This is a genomic window from Candidatus Endomicrobiellum pyrsonymphae, assembly GCF_020328025.1.
Lineage (GTDB): Bacteria > Elusimicrobiota > Endomicrobiia > Endomicrobiales > Endomicrobiaceae > Endomicrobiellum > Endomicrobiellum pyrsonymphae.
Genome location: NZ_JAIXMZ010000025.1, coordinates 1 through 14,753 on the forward strand (window position 1 = coordinate 1; position 14,753 = coordinate 14,753).

The following is a 14,753-nucleotide window of genomic DNA, read 5'->3' on the forward strand; positions in this document are numbered from 1 at the left end:
GGGAAAATAATCTGTCTGTTTGATGCAACAATATGGCGAAAATGGCAGGATGTTAAGAGGTGATTGCCTCTTAACATCCTGCCATTTTCGCCATATTGTTGCATCAAACAGACAGATTATTTTCCCGCTTCTAGAAACCCCTCCCCCCTATCTCCGTTACCACAGTCTCCACTAAATTCACCACCATCTGCTTACCCACATTCTGCACCTCTCTCAACGCCTTCTTACATTCCTCGTCGTTGCCTATGGCTGACTTGGAGGTGATAAAGGCGACGGTGAATTTGCAGAGGCCGAAGACATTTAGTTATTATCTGTGTATGGCGGAGGCGTTGCTGGAGCAGCTGAGGGAGTGGGCGAAGGGGGAGGGGTTTCTAGAAGCGGGAAAATAATCTGTCTGTTTGATGCAACAATATGGCGAAAATGGCAGGATGTTAAGAGGTGATTGCCTCTAGGAGCGGGAAAATAATCTGTCTGTTTGATGTAGCAATATGGTGAAAATAGCAGAAAGCTAAGGAAGGAATGATGGTGGCGTTGAAAACAGATTTGGGGACGAGGAAAATGTTGTAGGAGAAGTTTTAGTCGAAGAAAAAGTTGCAATCTTTGTACTAGTCTGAAAAGTCTTTGCAGTTCGGGTTTTACATTAAAAAGAAGAAACTTGCGAGCACGCTTGAAATATGCTCGTAAATTTCTTTTTTATTATCACCAATAATTGAGTATTGTTTTACAACAGGCTTGTATTCCGCCACAGACACAGCGCAAATAAATAAAGAAATCGTCAAAATAAAGATTCTAAAACCTTTCGTTTTTATAGATTCCATGATTTTCAGATTTAATATTATAGGGAATTTTTTCGTAAATTTTGGTACAATGATGGCGTAAAGAAAGATGCCAAAAATGATAAAGTGTTCAAATTTGAATCTTGGTGATTTGTAATTGTAGTTCTGCAAGAATTTTTGGTACTTTTGTTTCACTTGACAAAAGCACGAAGGGACGATGCAACAAATAAAAAATATGATAAAAAAACTACACGCCTATATTATTAGAGAATTTTTTTGGTCTTTTCTTCTTGGAGTTTTAATTTTTTCATTACTTCTCATTTTAAATCTTGTATTTGAATTTATGGATTTATTCCTTTCAAAAGGAGTTGCTGTTTTTCTTGTTTTAAAATTGTTTGTTTTTTGGCTTCCAAACATTTTAACGCTTGCTATACCAATGGCTGTACTTTTTGGAATATTGCTTGCCTACGGAAGACTCTCGTCAGACAATGAAATTACAGTAATGAAATCTTCAGGCTTAGATTACAAAACGCTCACAATGCCTGTAACAATTTGTATTTGCGTAGTGTCTTTCTTTCTCCTGTTCTTTAATCATTTCTTGGCCCCGGTAATAAATGCCCGCTATAAATCGCTCACTGAAGAAGTAATGACAAAAAGACCTCTTGTTAGATTTAATGAAAAAGCAATAACGGATATTGGCGAATACCATATATGTGCAAACAAAGTTGACAATAATAACAACTCTTTGTATGAAATGAGCATATACAAATTCGGAGACAACTCAACCTCAAACGAAGGGACTGAAACAAAAAATATTTTGCCACAAAATGATAAAGGTTCTTGGCGTATAACCGCTTCCTTTGCAACAGTAAAAGCTTACGAAAACTGCATGCAACTTACCATGCATCGAGGCTACTGGCAAAAGGCGCATCCAGAAAATTTAAACGCCATGTTGCATATGACTTTTGAAACTTACGTTTTTTCTATACCTTTGGACGTTGTTGTTAAAGAAGACGGTTTACTGCCAGCGGCAATACAATCGCATAAATTACTTAAAACTATAAAAGAATCTAAAAAACAAGGTCTTGCCACTACAGCTTACGAATGCGAAAAAGATTATTGGTACCGCTGGATTTTTGCTTTTGCGCCTTTTGCTTTTGCGCTTGTTGCGCTACCCATAGGAATGATGGTAGGGAAACATGGAAAAGCCATGGGCTTTGGAGTGAGTTTTGCTGTTATTTTAATTTATTATACGCTACTTATACTTTCCACTAAGTTAGGAGAGAAAGAATATGCCCCTATTGGAATTGTATTGTGGATACCAAACTTTGTAATTACAATAATTGGAACAAGTTTATTTATAAAAATGGTAAAAAAATGATAAAAATTCTTTACAAGTATATTATTAAAACATTTACAAATATTTTTATGCTTACTGTATTGGCTTTTTCACTTGTGGTGGCAATGTCAGGGTTGTTTGATAATATAAGCAATAACTTTTATACGAAATACAAACCTTCTTTTGATTTAATAATCTTACATTTAATTACAAATCTTCCGGAATGGCTTATGCAGGGTCTGCCTATAGCAACTCTCTTGGCTTTATTATTTTCACTCGGAAATCTATCAAAGAGGAATGAAATTACAGCAATGAAAGCCGCAGGAATAAATGTGTGGCGAGTTATTTCAGTGTTTCTTATAATGGGAGTTATTATAGGGATAGGAGATTTTGCAACAAGAGAATTTGTTGTCTCTAAAACAAGTTTTTATAATGAAATAGTAAAAAAGGAAAAGATAAAAAAAGAGGAGATATTGATTGTAACAGATTACTACAATCGAATAGTTTCTCTTCCAGACAATGCCAGAATGACAATAGGTCACCTAGATACGCAGGCAAATACAATGAAAGATGTTGTGATGGAAAAATATAACGCTAATTTCGAAATACAACGTCTTGTTTTAGCTAAAGAAGCGGTCTGGGAAAACGGAGCGTGGATTCTAAAAAATGGCGTTATGAGAGATTTTGACTCTTATTTTTGGAATGAAATTTATTTTAAAGACTGTAATTCAAATATATCTATGACACCTGAAGACATGACAATAAACACAATAAAAGAAGAGCGTTACGACGCAATGAATATATCTGAATTTAAAAAACATATAAATCAGCTAAAAACTTTTGGTCAAGCGGCAATAAAACCAAGAATTATTTTAAACACGAGATTTGCATCTGCTTTTTCTCATGTTATAGTAATGATGATAGGCATACCATTCGTAATTGGATTTGGAAGCAAACTAAATAGAATATTAAACTTTACACTGGCTTTAGGCGCAGTATTTGTTTTTTGGGGAATACAAGCAATAGCAAGATCGCTGGGTGAAAATCTTATACTTTCGCCAATTATTGCCGCTTGGCTTCCATGCATTATATTCTCAACAATAGGCATTTATCTTCTAATTGAAATAAAGAAATAACTGTATAAACATATCACATTAACTGTCAACTTGTGTGATAACGCTTTTTGGCAGTTTTGTCAAGCATAGAATTGTAAGCAATTTGTAAGCTCTCATTGCAAATCAACAACAGAACTATTACATTTATTGTACACAATTTTACTGCATAATCAAACTAAAAAAATGTTATTTAAACTTTAAAAACAAAACTTGTTTAACTTGGTTTGAAAGGAAAGCTATTGATTTTTCTTTTTGTTTTTGTGTTAATGTAATTAAATATTTGAGTTTATGTTTAAAAAAACTATAGCAGTAAGTATTACTATTGTTGTCAATTGTGTTGTCTTCGTGTGGTTGTAACTCCTAAACTTGCTTCTATTTCTGAATATGTAAATGCTTTGTTTGAAATTCAGTTGTCTTCTTGTCCTGTCCCTTCGGAAGCTTGCCTTAAAGCTCAGGAGCAAGATCCTAAACGTCTTAACACTGGTCTTTGGGAGGATTGCTTTAATTCTGAGTTGTCTTGCCCTGAAGGTAAGGTAAGGAGTCTTTCCTTAAAACTCATGTGGATTGTTTTGCTCTAGTTGTTTAGTATTAATTTTGGGAGGATACGCTATGCATATACCAGACGGATTTCTAAACAATAATTTAGCAGGAGGTTTCACTGTAGGCGCATTGGGGATGCTTGGATACTGTTTGAGCAAAATTCTTAAAGCTGCAACCATTTTCACAGGAACGCTTATGGGAAATAACGGAAACTCAAACATAGGTTCCGTATCTTTTGGATTCTCTGACAATGCAAGCAAATATTTTCAAAATCTGACAATCATTGCTATTTGGGTATTCGCTTTTCAAATGTTTAATATCCCCATACAATCAGCAACATCAGCTCATCTTATTGGCGGCGTATTTGCAGCCGTATTAGCCGGTCCTCTTGAGGGTTTTGTGATAATGTCATCGGTACTTATACTACAGGGCTTATTCTTTTCTGACGGAGGAATTCTTGCGCTTGGAGCAAATATTTTCAACATGGCTTTTGTAGGCTCTTTTCTTTCATATTACATATACAAAACGTTTTTAAATAAAAATCATTATCTTGCAGTTTTTGCCGCATGCCTATTTTCAGTGCTAACTGCATCGCTTTCATGTTTAATTGAGCTTAGCATTTCAGGTACAGTATCATTTCTAACAGCATTTGAAGATATGATGAACATGCATCTCATCGTAGCTTTGTTGGAAACTGGCATAACTTTAGTGTTGCTTAAAATATTTAAAAATTTAACAAGAGATACAGATGAATAAAAAAACTTTTGTCATTACAATTCCTATACTTGTAGTTTTGCTTGCAAGTCTGTTTGCTTCCAAACGCCCCGACACATTAGAAACAATAGCAATAAATTATGGTTTTGAAGGTCAAGCAAAAGAAATATCTTCATTATTTACGGGATACTCTTTCCCTTTTATCCATAATCAATTTATGTCTTCTTTCTGCGCCGGTATAATGGGACTATTTATCATTTACGTTTTGTATAAAGTTGTTAAACGTTTTGTAAAGTAAAAAAATAAATTTGTAAAACGGACAGAATAATGAATAAAGCAAACGGAAAAGAACAAATTTTAAAATTGTTAGAACTTGTGCAAAATGGACAGATTTCCCCTGACGATGCTTTATTAAAAATGCAAGTTGCGCCGTTTGAAGATTTGGGTTACGCCAATATTGACTATCACAGAAGTTTACGGCAAGGTGTGGGCGAAATAATTTATGGGCAAAGCAAAACACCCGAACAAATTAGAGATATTCTTTCCAATATGCTTGCTAATGACTTAAACAATATTATTATTACACGTATTTCAGAACACTCGATTGATTTTTTAATTGAACAAAAAATAGATTTAGAGTACTATTCCATCGCAAAGCTTGCAATTGTCAACCGCGATAAAACAATCAAAAAAGTAGGCTCTGTTGTTGTTGCATCTGCAGGTACAAGCGATATGCCTACATGTGAAGAGGCGGCAATTACAGCTGAAGTACTAGGCAGCAAAGTTACGCGTTTGTACGACGTAGGCGTTTCCGGAATTCACAGACTATTATCCAAACAAAATACTCTTGTAACAGCGCGCGTGATAGTGGCAGTTGCAGGTATGGAGGGGGCGCTTGCAAGCGTAATAGGAGGGCTTGTGAGTTGCCCCATTATAGCCGTGCCTACAAGCGTCGGTTACGGCTCTAACTTTAACGGTTTGTCAGCGTTGCTCGCGATGTTAAACTCTTGTGCAAATGGTGTTTCAGTAGTTAATATTGACAATGGTTTTGGGGCAGGCTATATTGCTAATCGCATAAACAAAATGGAGAGCATTAAATGAAAACGCTTTTTTTAGAATGTTCTATGGGAGCTGCGGGCGACATGATAACAGCCGCATTGTTTGAGTTGCTTGATGATAAAGAAGCTTTCTTACAACAAATAAACTTCATCGGGCTTCATAATGTTAAATTATCTTCCGAATCAACAGTCAAATGCGGTATCGTAGGTACTCATATAAAGGTAACGGTTCACGATATAGAAGAAACTTTAGAGGACGAAAATATTGTAACGTCCAAATATAATCGCGTTCACTGCAGTATGAATAATCACAATCATGCGCATGAACACAATCATATAAATCTTGCCACAGTTGAAAACATTATTGCTAAATTAAATATTTCCGATAGAGTTAAAACCAACGCTTCAAATATATATCATCTAATTGCAGAAGCAGAAGCTACTGTTCACGGAAAAACTATTAATCAAATTCATTTTCACGAGGTTGGAAATATGGATGCCATAGCTGACATTGTAAGCGTATGCATATTAATGGAAACAATTTCCCCTCAAGAAATAGTTGTATCGCCAATCAATGTTGGCAGCGGATTTGTACATTGTGCGCACGGCATATTGCCTGTGCCATCGCCTGCCACAGCTTTTATATTAAAAAACGTCCCTATATACTGCAACAATATACAGGGTGAATTGTGCACGCCAACAGGAGCTGCAATTATAAAATATTTTACAACACATTTTAGACAAATGCCTCTAATGTGTATTCAAAAAATAGGTTATGGTATGGGTTCAAAAGATTTTGACACAGCAAACTGTGTCAGAGCGTTCTTAGGAGAAACAGAGAATAATGCTCCCATACAAAATGAACGGATCGTTCAACTGCAATGTAATTTAGATGATATGACGGGCGAAGCAATAGGTTTTGCTGTTGACTTACTGCTACAGGCAGATGCATTAGATGTTTTTATAACACCAATTCAAGTGAAGAAGAATCGTCCTGCAATTTTATTAACGTGTATGTGCAATGAAGATAAATCTAATTTTTTTGCAGAACTAATATTGCAACATACAACTACTTTTGGAGTAAGAAAATTTATTTGCGACAGATACGTGTTAAAACGTAATACAACAACTCAAGAAACTGTATATGGTAAAATACGCATAAAAACAGGAGAGGGTTATAACATAAAAAAATCTAAACCCGAATATGATGATGTTGCAAAAGTCGCTAATTTAAATAATATATCATTTGACGAAGTTATAAAAAACTTAAGAGAATAGAAAAAATGAAAAAAGGGATAACAAATGGCTTCTTCAAGCCTTCGGTCTTCAGAATGACAGCAACGGCGTGGATTCTTCACTTTGTTCGTGACGAAACAAGACACAAGAATTTTTTCCGTAGAGAGAAAAAAATGACTACAAAACAAAAATATGAAAATTTAAAGCAGTATATCTCAAGTCTGGATGGTCTTGTCGTTGCGTTTTCCGGAGGAGTAGATTCAACTTTTCTCCTAAAAATAGCTCACGATACACTAGGTGATAAAACTATTGCTGTAACTGCGACATCTTGTTCTTTTCCTCAACGCGAATTAAACGAGGCAATAAATTTTTGTAAAAAAGAAAATATACGTCACGTCATTTGTAGTTCGGAAGAACTAAGTGTTGAAGGATTTGCACATAATCCGACAAACAGGTGCTATTTGTGCAAAAACGAACTGTTCTCAAAAATATGGGATATAGCTAAAAAGAACAATATACAATATATTGCCGAAGCTTCAAATATAGATGATAACAGCGATTATCGACCCGGTTTAAAGGCTGTATCGGAACAAAACATAAAAAGTCCTTTACGTTATGCGGAGTTCAACAAAAATGAAATTCGCAAACTTTCCAAAAAACTTGGACTACCAACATGGAATAAGCAATCTTTTGCATGCCTTTCATCACGGTTTCCATACGGAGAAGAAATCACACCGCAACGTTTGTCTATGATAGACCGCGCAGAACAAATACTTTTGGATATAGGACTTAAGCAAGTTAGAGTACGTCATCATAACAATTTAGCTCGCATTGAAACAGATGAAAAAGGACTTTGTGTTTTAATGCGCCGCAAAAATAGAGAGAATGTGTATAAGCAATTTAAAGAAATTGGATTCATCTACATCACAATAGATATCTTGGGATATAGAACTGGTAGCATGAATGAAACGCTATAGTCAAACAACTTTATATTGATATATATACTGATATAAAGACTACAAATGTATAAAATTATCCTCTAGGATGGAACGTCTTGTGTTGCTGTATGATTTTTTCTTTATCGAGATGAGTATAAATTTGAGTTGTTGCGATTGAAGTATGTCCTAACATTTCCTGCACAAATCTAATATCTGCTCCTCCGGCAAGCAAGTGAGTTGCAAAAGAATGTCTCAAAGTATGAGGTGTAATATTTTTAGTAATATTCGCATCTCTAACAATATTTTTAAGCTGCCGCCAAAATTCAACTCTCGAAAGTTTTTTACCAAGTCTTGAAATAAAAACGTTATCGTCTTCACTTAAAATAGGTTTTCTTTTTGCAAGATAAATATTAATGAAATCCACTGCTTTTTTACCAAAAGGAATAAGTCTTTCTTTAGAACCTTTACCGACAATTCTTAAAAAACAATCTTGTAAATTTATATCAGAAAATTTAAGATTTACAAGTTCGGAAACTCTGAGTCCTGTGGCGTATAAAAGCTCTAGCATAGCTTTGTTCCGCATATTCATTTCACCATCAGCGCTTATTGAATTTAACAAAAGCATAACCTCGTCAAAAGTAAGCATTCCCGGTAAATTTTCAGGTATTCTTGGAGCGGCTAAATAAATGGTGGGGTTACTTCTTACAAGATCTTCCGAACTTAAAAATTTATAAAACTGTCTTAAAGATTCAATAAGCCTGTAAAGAGATCTTGGCTTTAGTCCTGCCATTTTTATTTCCCATAAAAAATTAGTTATATCGTGATGTTCAAAATTTTCAACAGGAATCTGTTTGTTATGCGCAAATTTAATAAATTTTGATACGTCGGCACGATAAGCTAAAGCTGTGTTCTTAGATAAGCCTTTTTCGACCACTATATAAGAAACAAAATCATTAAGCGCCGTTTTGCAGTCTAACACACACGACCTCTCGCGATAAAATCTTTTTAATGGATACTTCGCTACAGACAAGACATTTGACAAAATATCTGTCGCACTTAATAAATACAATACGCTTAATCTCTTAAATATGGATTATGATTTAACTCGTTTGCAAGAGTAGTTTCACTGCCGTGCCCAGGATATATAACAAGAGATGGATTCAATTTTTTTAATTTAGAAAGCGATACAAACATTTCTTCGCTACTGCCTCCATCAAGATCTGTTCTACCTACTGTCCCAGCAAAAAGAGTATCGCCTGTAATTAAAAACCCATCAAACAGCAAACATATACTGCCTTTTGTGTGTCCTGGCGTGTGTAAAACCTTAAAAGTAGCAAACGATAATTTTATTTCTTGATTATCTTCAAGCAATATATCAGGACTTTTCACGGTCCCATGGACATTGCATAAATCAGAACCATTTTTATAAGAATCTAAAAGCAACGAAACATCATTTTCATGTATTGCTAGCTGAATTTTAAACTTAGAACGTATTTTATCATCAGAAAGGATGTGGTCAAAATGACCATGCGTATTAATTAGAATCTCAGGATTAAATCTATCTTTTTCTATCTCAAGAATGACTTTATCACCATCTTCGCCGGGATCTATAATTGCAGCATGCAAAGTCTCGGAATCATAAACAACATAACAATTTTCATCTAAAGACCCGGATAATATTTTCTTAATCTTTATCATTTGTAAGTACCTCTCCACTACAGTCAAATCGCTTTAGGTTGCGCTATAGTTAAAGGCGCTCAAATTTAAATACCACGTCAGGCGACGTACGCCCCCCCCCCACCCCTTTTTTTTTGTAAAAAAGGGAATTTACTACAATGCAGAGAGTACAACCTAAAGCGATTTGACTATATATTTTATCATCACATCAAGATGGAAATGAAAAGAGGCAACAAATAAATACTTCGCTACGCTCCAGTATGACAAACTACAACAATGGTTAACAAAACATATACCTAACAAAATAAAAACTTTATAAACTGCAATATTATATTTACAAATACACCAGCTAATATATCATCCATAGTAATGCCAAGACCACCTCTAAAGTCTTGAGACTTCTTTATAAACCAAGTCTTTTTAATATCAAATGTTCTAAATAATATAAAACCTAAAAACAAAAATAGAAATGTTTTAGGTAAAAACGCTATTGAAACCCACATCCCGGCAACTTCATCTATAACTATTTTTTGATCGTCTTTTTTTCTGTAAATTTCCTCTGCCATAGAAGAAAACAAAATAGAAATAACAAATACTGCAGCAAGTAAAAAAACTTGCAATAAATATATGTTAGGAACAAACAACAACCAAAGCAAAACACCAACTAAGCTCCCAAAAGTTCCTGGAGCATATTTTATATAGCCCACACCAAAAGCAGAAGAAAAAAACAGGACTATTTTATTCATTTTTCGCCCAATAATTTTCTGTATTTCCACACATAGTTTACACCTGAAACAATCGTAAGAATAGTTGCACACAAAGTTGCCCAAAAAGGAATTTTATCCATTATTACGACTAATGTCGCATAAACACCGCTATCATAAAACTTTAAAAATGCTTCTTTAACTATTAAAATTATCATTATAGTTATAATAACGATCATTTGCGATGTAATTTTGAATTTTCCGGATTTATCAGCGGGTATTATTATATTTTTATATGCAGCAATGGAACGAAGACCCGTAATTAAAAACTCTCTTGCAATTATTGCAATAACCATCCATGCAGTAATACCAAGCATTGGAATATCTACAAAACATATAAAAGCTGCTGAAATCAACAGTTTATCTGCCAAAGGATCTAAGAATATTCCCAAAGACGTTACTGTTTTATTCTCTCTTGCTATTTTGCCGTCAAAAAAATCTGTAATAGACGCTATAGAGAAAACAAGAAGCGCTAAAATACTGTTACAAAAACCGCCAAGTTCCATAAATAAAATATAAAATGGAACCATACATACTCTTGCTACCGTAAGCTTATTTGCTAAATTCATTTTATTCTCTCTCTATCGTTGACTAACTTTATATTGATACACCAACATAAAGTTAGTCAACGATAACATTATATCCGCTAACGCCTTTTATTGCGACTTTATAAAACTTTCCTACTACCAATGGTCTATCGCCCGTCAACATCATATTTCCATCAATTTCAGGAGATTGAAAATAACTTCGTCCTTCTATATGATATTTGTTATTTTTTTTCAAACAACTTTCGACGAGAACATCAACTGTATTGCCACACATTCTATCAATTTTTGATTTAAAAATACCATACTGCGTCTTTTCTATAAGCGTTCTTCTCTCTTTTGCAACAGAATTTTTAATATGCTTTTTTAATCTTGACGAATCAGCTTCTTTTTGATTTGAATATTCAAAAACACCGACATATTGAAAATATTCTTGATTTAAAAAGGCAATTAGTTCATTTATATCTTTCTTCGTTTCCCCGGGAAACCCTGTTATTATGGACGTTCTTAGAACAATATCTGGCAACTTATTTTTAATTTTTTCAATAATAGCAGTAGTATTTAATGGACGTCTCATCGCAGACAAAATACTTTTACTTATATGTTGTATAGGAATATCTATATAATTGCAAATATTTTTATGCGCCTCAAATACCGCAATTAAATTATCTGTAATACTTGACGGATAAGCATAGAGCAATCTTATCCATCGTAATTCTTTTATCCTTGAAAGTTTTATAAGAAGTTTATCTAAAGCAAAAGCGTTGTAAATATCTTTGCCGTAACTTGTGGTATCTTGAGCTACCAAAATAAGTTCCCTTACACCACTGTCAGCTAAAGCCCTTGCCTCGCTAACTAAAGAGTCTATTTTACGACTTTCGTAATCGCCACGAAGAACTGGAACTATACAGAAACTGCATCTATGGTTGCACCCCTCGGCAATTTTTAAATATGCAGAAGGTATGCTTGAAGAAAGCAATCTGTGACTGGAATTATTTAAACCGCCTGGGTGAAAAAGAAATTTACCAAAACTTTTATTAAAAATTAATTCCGGTAAGTTTTTTAAAGTCCCCGTGCCTACAAAACCGTCGATATTATGAAAAACCGTCGACATTTTTTCCTTTAATAACTGCGGAAGACATCCCGAAACATAAACGCGTAAACCTGTTTTTTTTTTAATATCTAAAACATCGCGGATACTTTTTTCTGATTCTTTTTTTGCTGTCTTTATAAAAGAACAGGTATGTACTACAGCAATATCAGCCTCGTCAAGATTGTCACTTATCTCAAAACCCTTGTTTTTGAAAATCCCCAATAAGTATTCTGCTTCAACTATATTTTTTGGACACCCTAAAGCTACTATCGCTATTTTTTGCATATTACTGCTGTCTCTTCAAAACAATTGTATTGACATCTCGCACAGAACCTGTAAGCACATCAACTTTATTCCCGTTAAAGAGAACCTTGACACCTGGAACATAGCCAATCTTTAATGTAAAAGACTTGTCAGCCTCCCACGACTTTCTATTTCCCTCCGTAATGATGCCTTCATATACCGTTACATTATCGCAATCTACTCTAATCCAAACAGTACTTTTCGCTTCAACATCAAGTTTCTGTTTTATGTCTGCAACGAGGGAGGACTCTTGCGATAGTTCTTTTTCAAATTCATTTTGATTGTTTATCTTGTCATTTTGCAACGGAATCTCATCAGAAGACGGAATGTTTGAAATATGTTTCTGCATATATATGAAAAATAAAAATAACGCAACAACTATTACAGACGTAACACCGACTAACAATTTCTTAATATCTTTTTTATTATCTTTAGGATTTTCCTGTACAGCAAACTCTTTTTCCCGCTCGGGCTTTTTTATAGTAAGCCTTTCAATTAACTCTTCCGGATCTAAGCCAAGATACTTAGCATAAGATCTTACAAAGCTCCTATAATAAACCTCAGCAAAAAAGGCGCTCATATCTCCTTCTTCAATTGCGATAAGATATTTTTCTTGAATTTTAGTAAACTTATGCGCGTCCTCTAAAGATATTTTCTTTTCTTCACGTCGCTCTTTAATTATCTTTCCTATTTCTTTCATTGTTTCTCCTAGAGTGTGTTCTCACTCTAATTAAGTTTTATTATTTCAACATCATTTGTAGCGCTGAATTTAAAAATAGTTTTATCCAACATTGGATTAACAGTATAGCTTTTAAAAATAATTTCTACTTTTACGTCATCAGATTTTAAAACGGCTTTGCATGGATACATAGTTGTTCTTGAAACATATATTTCCAAAGTCCAATCCTTATCTCGAACAGGAACAATTTTAACAACAATATACTTCTCGTTTTCACCGTCAAAACTTATCGTATTTGTTTTTTTCATTTCTCTCCAGCTACTTCCAAAACTTGCAATAGCAGCCGGGGCAAAATCACCGTCAATAACATTTTTCCAATTATCAATTAAAGCTTGCCCATTATCAGGCGTATAAATTATTATATTCCTGCCATCAATATATATTCTTTGCTCTTGAGGTGTTTTTTGACTAATGTAGATACTATCCGGTTTCTTCAAGAATAACGTTCCTACAATTTCTTGTTTTTCTTTTGTTGATTCAAACAGTATAGTCTGCGTATATTCCGCTTTAAGCGTATGTATTTTTTTATCTGCTGATTCCATATCCAACAGTAAAACATTTAACTTATCATTTAATGTTTGAGCAAAACCTAAAGAAACAATAATATTTATCAACACAACAGCGTACATCACAACATAAGCTAAGCTATCTAAAAATGGATACTTCACTACGCTTAAGTATGACAACGACCATACCCAGTCAGACTTACGCCTGCTACTCCTTTTGTAAAAATGGAAATAACGATATAGCTTCTTCGCTGCGCTCAGCATGACAGACAACTTTATACGTTTCATTTTTCACTTTCAGTTGATTCTATAGAACTTAAATACTGTTTAATTTTTTCAAAATCTATCTGCCATTTGTTAGTGCCTACAGGCTTCGTTATAAAACCTTCTGTCTCAAGAAGACTTAATATATTCGTGGCTCTTGCAGAACCGCCAAAGTTTGCTTTGAGTAAATCCTGTGATATCCTTTTACGCTCATTTACAAGCTGCAAAGCGAGGATTAAATCTCTGCTTCCTTTTTCTTTGTCCGCATTGAATCCACCTTTACCATCAACTTCAGCTGTTACAGGTCCATAAACTCTAGGAAAATTTTGATCGTTGATAAACGAAATAATTTTCTCAGCTTCTTTTAACGAAACAAAAGCGCTCTGAAGTCGTACAGGTCTAGCTTCTCCGGGAGGCAAAAACAACATATCACCTTTACCCATTAAAGATTCTGCCCCTAACATATCCAAAATAACTCTTGAATCTATTTTAGAAGTGGTTTGAAACGAAATCCTTGCAGGGAAATTAGCTTTAATAATACCCGTTATAACATTAACAGAAGGTCTCTGCGTCGCAAGAATTAAATGTATTCCAACAGCTCTTGCCATTTGAGCCAAGCGTTGTATGGAATCCTCTATTTCTTTTTGTACGATAAGCATCAAATCTGCAAGCTCATCTATCACGACAACAATATAAAATTCTTTCCCCCCCCCTGTTTCGGTCATTTTGTTATTATAATCCTCAATATTTCTTACCATGTTTTTTGCAAATTTTGTATATCTTTCATCCATAACCGCTACAAGTTTTTTTAATGCCACTGCCGCTTCTCGGGGATTTGTAATAATATCTGCATCAGCTGCGCTAACGCAAGGATTATACAAATGAGGGATATCTTTGTATATCGGCATTTCGACGCGTTTAGGATCTATCAGCACAAATTTAACTTCGTCAGGACGCGCTTTATACAAAATAGAAAGTATTATTGCGTGAATACCAACGCTCTTTCCCGAACCTGTGGCGCCTGCAATTAAAAGATGCGGCATTGATGCCAAACTAGTTGCATAGCCTAACCCGTCAGTTGTTTTTCCCAAAGCTAACGTGAGAAGAGAGTGTGAGTTCTTAAAAGACCCGCTCTCTAGAACTCCC

The 14,753-nt window shown here is 34.5% G+C and carries 17 protein-coding genes; 8 read left to right on the forward strand and 9 right to left on the reverse strand.

Going from position 1 to position 14,753, the window contains the following annotated elements:
* Positions 1–635: 635 nt before the first annotated feature.
* The gene (locus LE180_RS03245) at positions 636–818 is read right to left on the reverse strand and encodes a hypothetical protein (protein ID WP_374134041.1); all 183 of its coding nucleotides are present in this window, start codon (positions 816–818) and stop codon (positions 636–638) included.
* Positions 819–993: 175 nt separating this feature from the next.
* On the opposite strand from LE180_RS03245, the gene LE180_RS03250 reads away from it, so the two are divergent.
* The 8 genes from LE180_RS03250 (at position 994) to larE (ending at position 7,755) form a co-directional block, all read left to right on the forward strand.
* Entirely contained in the window at positions 994–2,157 is a 1,164-nt protein-coding gene (locus LE180_RS03250) for an LptF/LptG family permease (protein ID WP_374134042.1), read from the forward strand.
* Positions 2,154–3,251: an LptF/LptG family permease gene (locus tag LE180_RS03255; protein ID WP_374134043.1), complete on the forward strand. Its 1,098-nt coding sequence runs from the start codon at positions 2,154–2,156 to the stop codon at positions 3,249–3,251. Before LE180_RS03250 ends, LE180_RS03255 begins: the two co-directional genes overlap by 4 nt.
* Positions 3,252–3,562: 311 nt before the next feature.
* Positions 3,563–3,808 carry a hypothetical protein gene (locus tag LE180_RS03260; protein WP_374134044.1) on the forward strand — a complete coding sequence of 82 codons (246 nt, stop codon included), beginning with the start codon at positions 3,563–3,565 and terminating at the stop codon, positions 3,806–3,808.
* Positions 3,809–3,839: 31 nt separating this feature from the next.
* Positions 3,840–4,526: an energy-coupling factor ABC transporter permease gene (locus LE180_RS03265; RefSeq protein ID WP_374134045.1), complete on the forward strand. Its 687-nt coding sequence runs from the start codon at positions 3,840–3,842 to the stop codon at positions 4,524–4,526.
* Positions 4,519–4,782, forward strand: coding sequence for a PDGLE domain-containing protein (locus tag LE180_RS03270; RefSeq protein WP_374134046.1), 264 nt, complete (start codon positions 4,519–4,521; stop codon positions 4,780–4,782). Before LE180_RS03265 ends, LE180_RS03270 begins: the two co-directional genes overlap by 8 nt.
* A 29-nt stretch (positions 4,783–4,811) precedes the next feature.
* Positions 4,812–5,585 carry a nickel pincer cofactor biosynthesis protein LarB gene (gene larB, locus LE180_RS03275; protein ID WP_374134047.1) on the forward strand — a complete coding sequence of 258 codons (774 nt, stop codon included), beginning with the start codon at positions 4,812–4,814 and terminating at the stop codon, positions 5,583–5,585.
* Positions 5,582–6,820 (forward strand): nickel pincer cofactor biosynthesis protein LarC, encoded by a 1,239-nt coding sequence (gene larC / locus LE180_RS03280; protein WP_374134048.1) that lies wholly within the window; start codon positions 5,582–5,584, stop codon positions 6,818–6,820. The genes larB and larC overlap by 4 nt, the downstream gene beginning before the upstream one ends.
* A 131-nt stretch (positions 6,821–6,951) precedes the next feature.
* Positions 6,952–7,755 carry an ATP-dependent sacrificial sulfur transferase LarE gene (gene larE / locus LE180_RS03285; RefSeq protein ID WP_374134049.1) on the forward strand — a complete coding sequence of 268 codons (804 nt, stop codon included), beginning with the start codon at positions 6,952–6,954 and terminating at the stop codon, positions 7,753–7,755.
* Between the two features lie 55 nt (positions 7,756–7,810).
* Here the strand turns inward: larE and xerD are convergent, their stop codons facing one another.
* From xerD to LE180_RS03325, 8 genes are all read right to left on the reverse strand, one after another.
* Positions 7,811–8,785 carry a site-specific tyrosine recombinase XerD gene (xerD, locus tag LE180_RS03290; RefSeq protein WP_374134050.1) on the reverse strand — a complete coding sequence of 325 codons (975 nt, stop codon included), beginning with the start codon at positions 8,783–8,785 and terminating at the stop codon, positions 7,811–7,813.
* A 5-nt stretch (positions 8,786–8,790) separates the two neighbouring features.
* Positions 8,791–9,414 carry an MBL fold metallo-hydrolase gene (locus tag LE180_RS03295; RefSeq protein WP_374134051.1) on the reverse strand — a complete coding sequence of 208 codons (624 nt, stop codon included), beginning with the start codon at positions 9,412–9,414 and terminating at the stop codon, positions 8,791–8,793.
* A gap of 275 nt (positions 9,415–9,689) precedes the next feature.
* The gene (locus tag LE180_RS03300; RefSeq protein ID WP_374134052.1) at positions 9,690–10,139 is read right to left on the reverse strand and encodes a phosphatidylglycerophosphatase A; all 450 of its coding nucleotides are present in this window, start codon (positions 10,137–10,139) and stop codon (positions 9,690–9,692) included.
* Complete coding sequence (pgsA, locus tag LE180_RS03305) at positions 10,136–10,726, reverse strand: CDP-diacylglycerol--glycerol-3-phosphate 3-phosphatidyltransferase (RefSeq protein WP_374134053.1); 591 nt, start codon at positions 10,724–10,726, stop codon at positions 10,136–10,138. Before pgsA ends, LE180_RS03300 begins: the two co-directional genes overlap by 4 nt.
* Before the next feature lie 52 nt (positions 10,727–10,778).
* Positions 10,779–12,080 (reverse strand): 30S ribosomal protein S12 methylthiotransferase RimO, encoded by a 1,302-nt coding sequence (gene rimO / locus LE180_RS03310; protein ID WP_374134054.1) that lies wholly within the window; start codon positions 12,078–12,080, stop codon positions 10,779–10,781.
* A gap of 1 nt (position 12,081) precedes the next feature.
* The gene (locus LE180_RS03315) at positions 12,082–12,798 is read right to left on the reverse strand and encodes a helix-turn-helix domain-containing protein (RefSeq protein ID WP_374134055.1); all 717 of its coding nucleotides are present in this window, start codon (positions 12,796–12,798) and stop codon (positions 12,082–12,084) included.
* Positions 12,799–12,824: 26 nt separating this feature from the next.
* Positions 12,825–13,631 carry an outer membrane lipoprotein carrier protein LolA gene (locus tag LE180_RS03320; protein ID WP_374134056.1) on the reverse strand — a complete coding sequence of 269 codons (807 nt, stop codon included), beginning with the start codon at positions 13,629–13,631 and terminating at the stop codon, positions 12,825–12,827.
* The coding region (locus LE180_RS03325; protein WP_374134057.1) for an FtsK/SpoIIIE domain-containing protein at positions 13,628–14,753 on the reverse strand (1,126 nt) is incomplete at its 5' end. The genes LE180_RS03320 and LE180_RS03325, both read right to left, overlap by 4 nt.

Coding starts and splice junctions, on each gene's coding strand:
- LE180_RS03245 (WP_374134041.1), bottom strand. CDS start 818: ATGGAATCTATAAAAACGAAAGGTTTTAGAATCTTTATTTTGACGATT.
- LE180_RS03250 (WP_374134042.1), top strand. CDS start 994: ATGCAACAAATAAAAAATATGATAAAAAAACTACACGCCTATATTATT.
- LE180_RS03255 (WP_374134043.1), top strand. CDS start 2,154: ATGATAAAAATTCTTTACAAGTATATTATTAAAACATTTACAAATATT.
- LE180_RS03265 (WP_374134045.1), top strand. CDS start 3,840: ATGCATATACCAGACGGATTTCTAAACAATAATTTAGCAGGAGGTTTC.
- LE180_RS03270 (WP_374134046.1), top strand. CDS start 4,519: ATGAATAAAAAAACTTTTGTCATTACAATTCCTATACTTGTAGTTTTG.
- larB (WP_374134047.1), top strand. CDS start 4,812: ATGAATAAAGCAAACGGAAAAGAACAAATTTTAAAATTGTTAGAACTT.
- larC (WP_374134048.1), top strand. CDS start 5,582: ATGAAAACGCTTTTTTTAGAATGTTCTATGGGAGCTGCGGGCGACATG.
- larE (WP_374134049.1), top strand. CDS start 6,952: ATGACTACAAAACAAAAATATGAAAATTTAAAGCAGTATATCTCAAGT.
- LE180_RS03295 (WP_374134051.1), bottom strand. CDS start 9,414: ATGATAAAGATTAAGAAAATATTATCCGGGTCTTTAGATGAAAATTGT.
- LE180_RS03300 (WP_374134052.1), bottom strand. CDS start 10,139: ATGAATAAAATAGTCCTGTTTTTTTCTTCTGCTTTTGGTGTGGGCTAT.
- pgsA (WP_374134053.1), bottom strand. CDS start 10,726: ATGAATTTAGCAAATAAGCTTACGGTAGCAAGAGTATGTATGGTTCCA.
- rimO (WP_374134054.1), bottom strand. CDS start 12,080: ATGCAAAAAATAGCGATAGTAGCTTTAGGGTGTCCAAAAAATATAGTT.
- LE180_RS03315 (WP_374134055.1), bottom strand. CDS start 12,798: ATGAAAGAAATAGGAAAGATAATTAAAGAGCGACGTGAAGAAAAGAAA.
- LE180_RS03320 (WP_374134056.1), bottom strand. CDS start 13,631: ATGAAACGTATAAAGTTGTCTGTCATGCTGAGCGCAGCGAAGAAGCTA.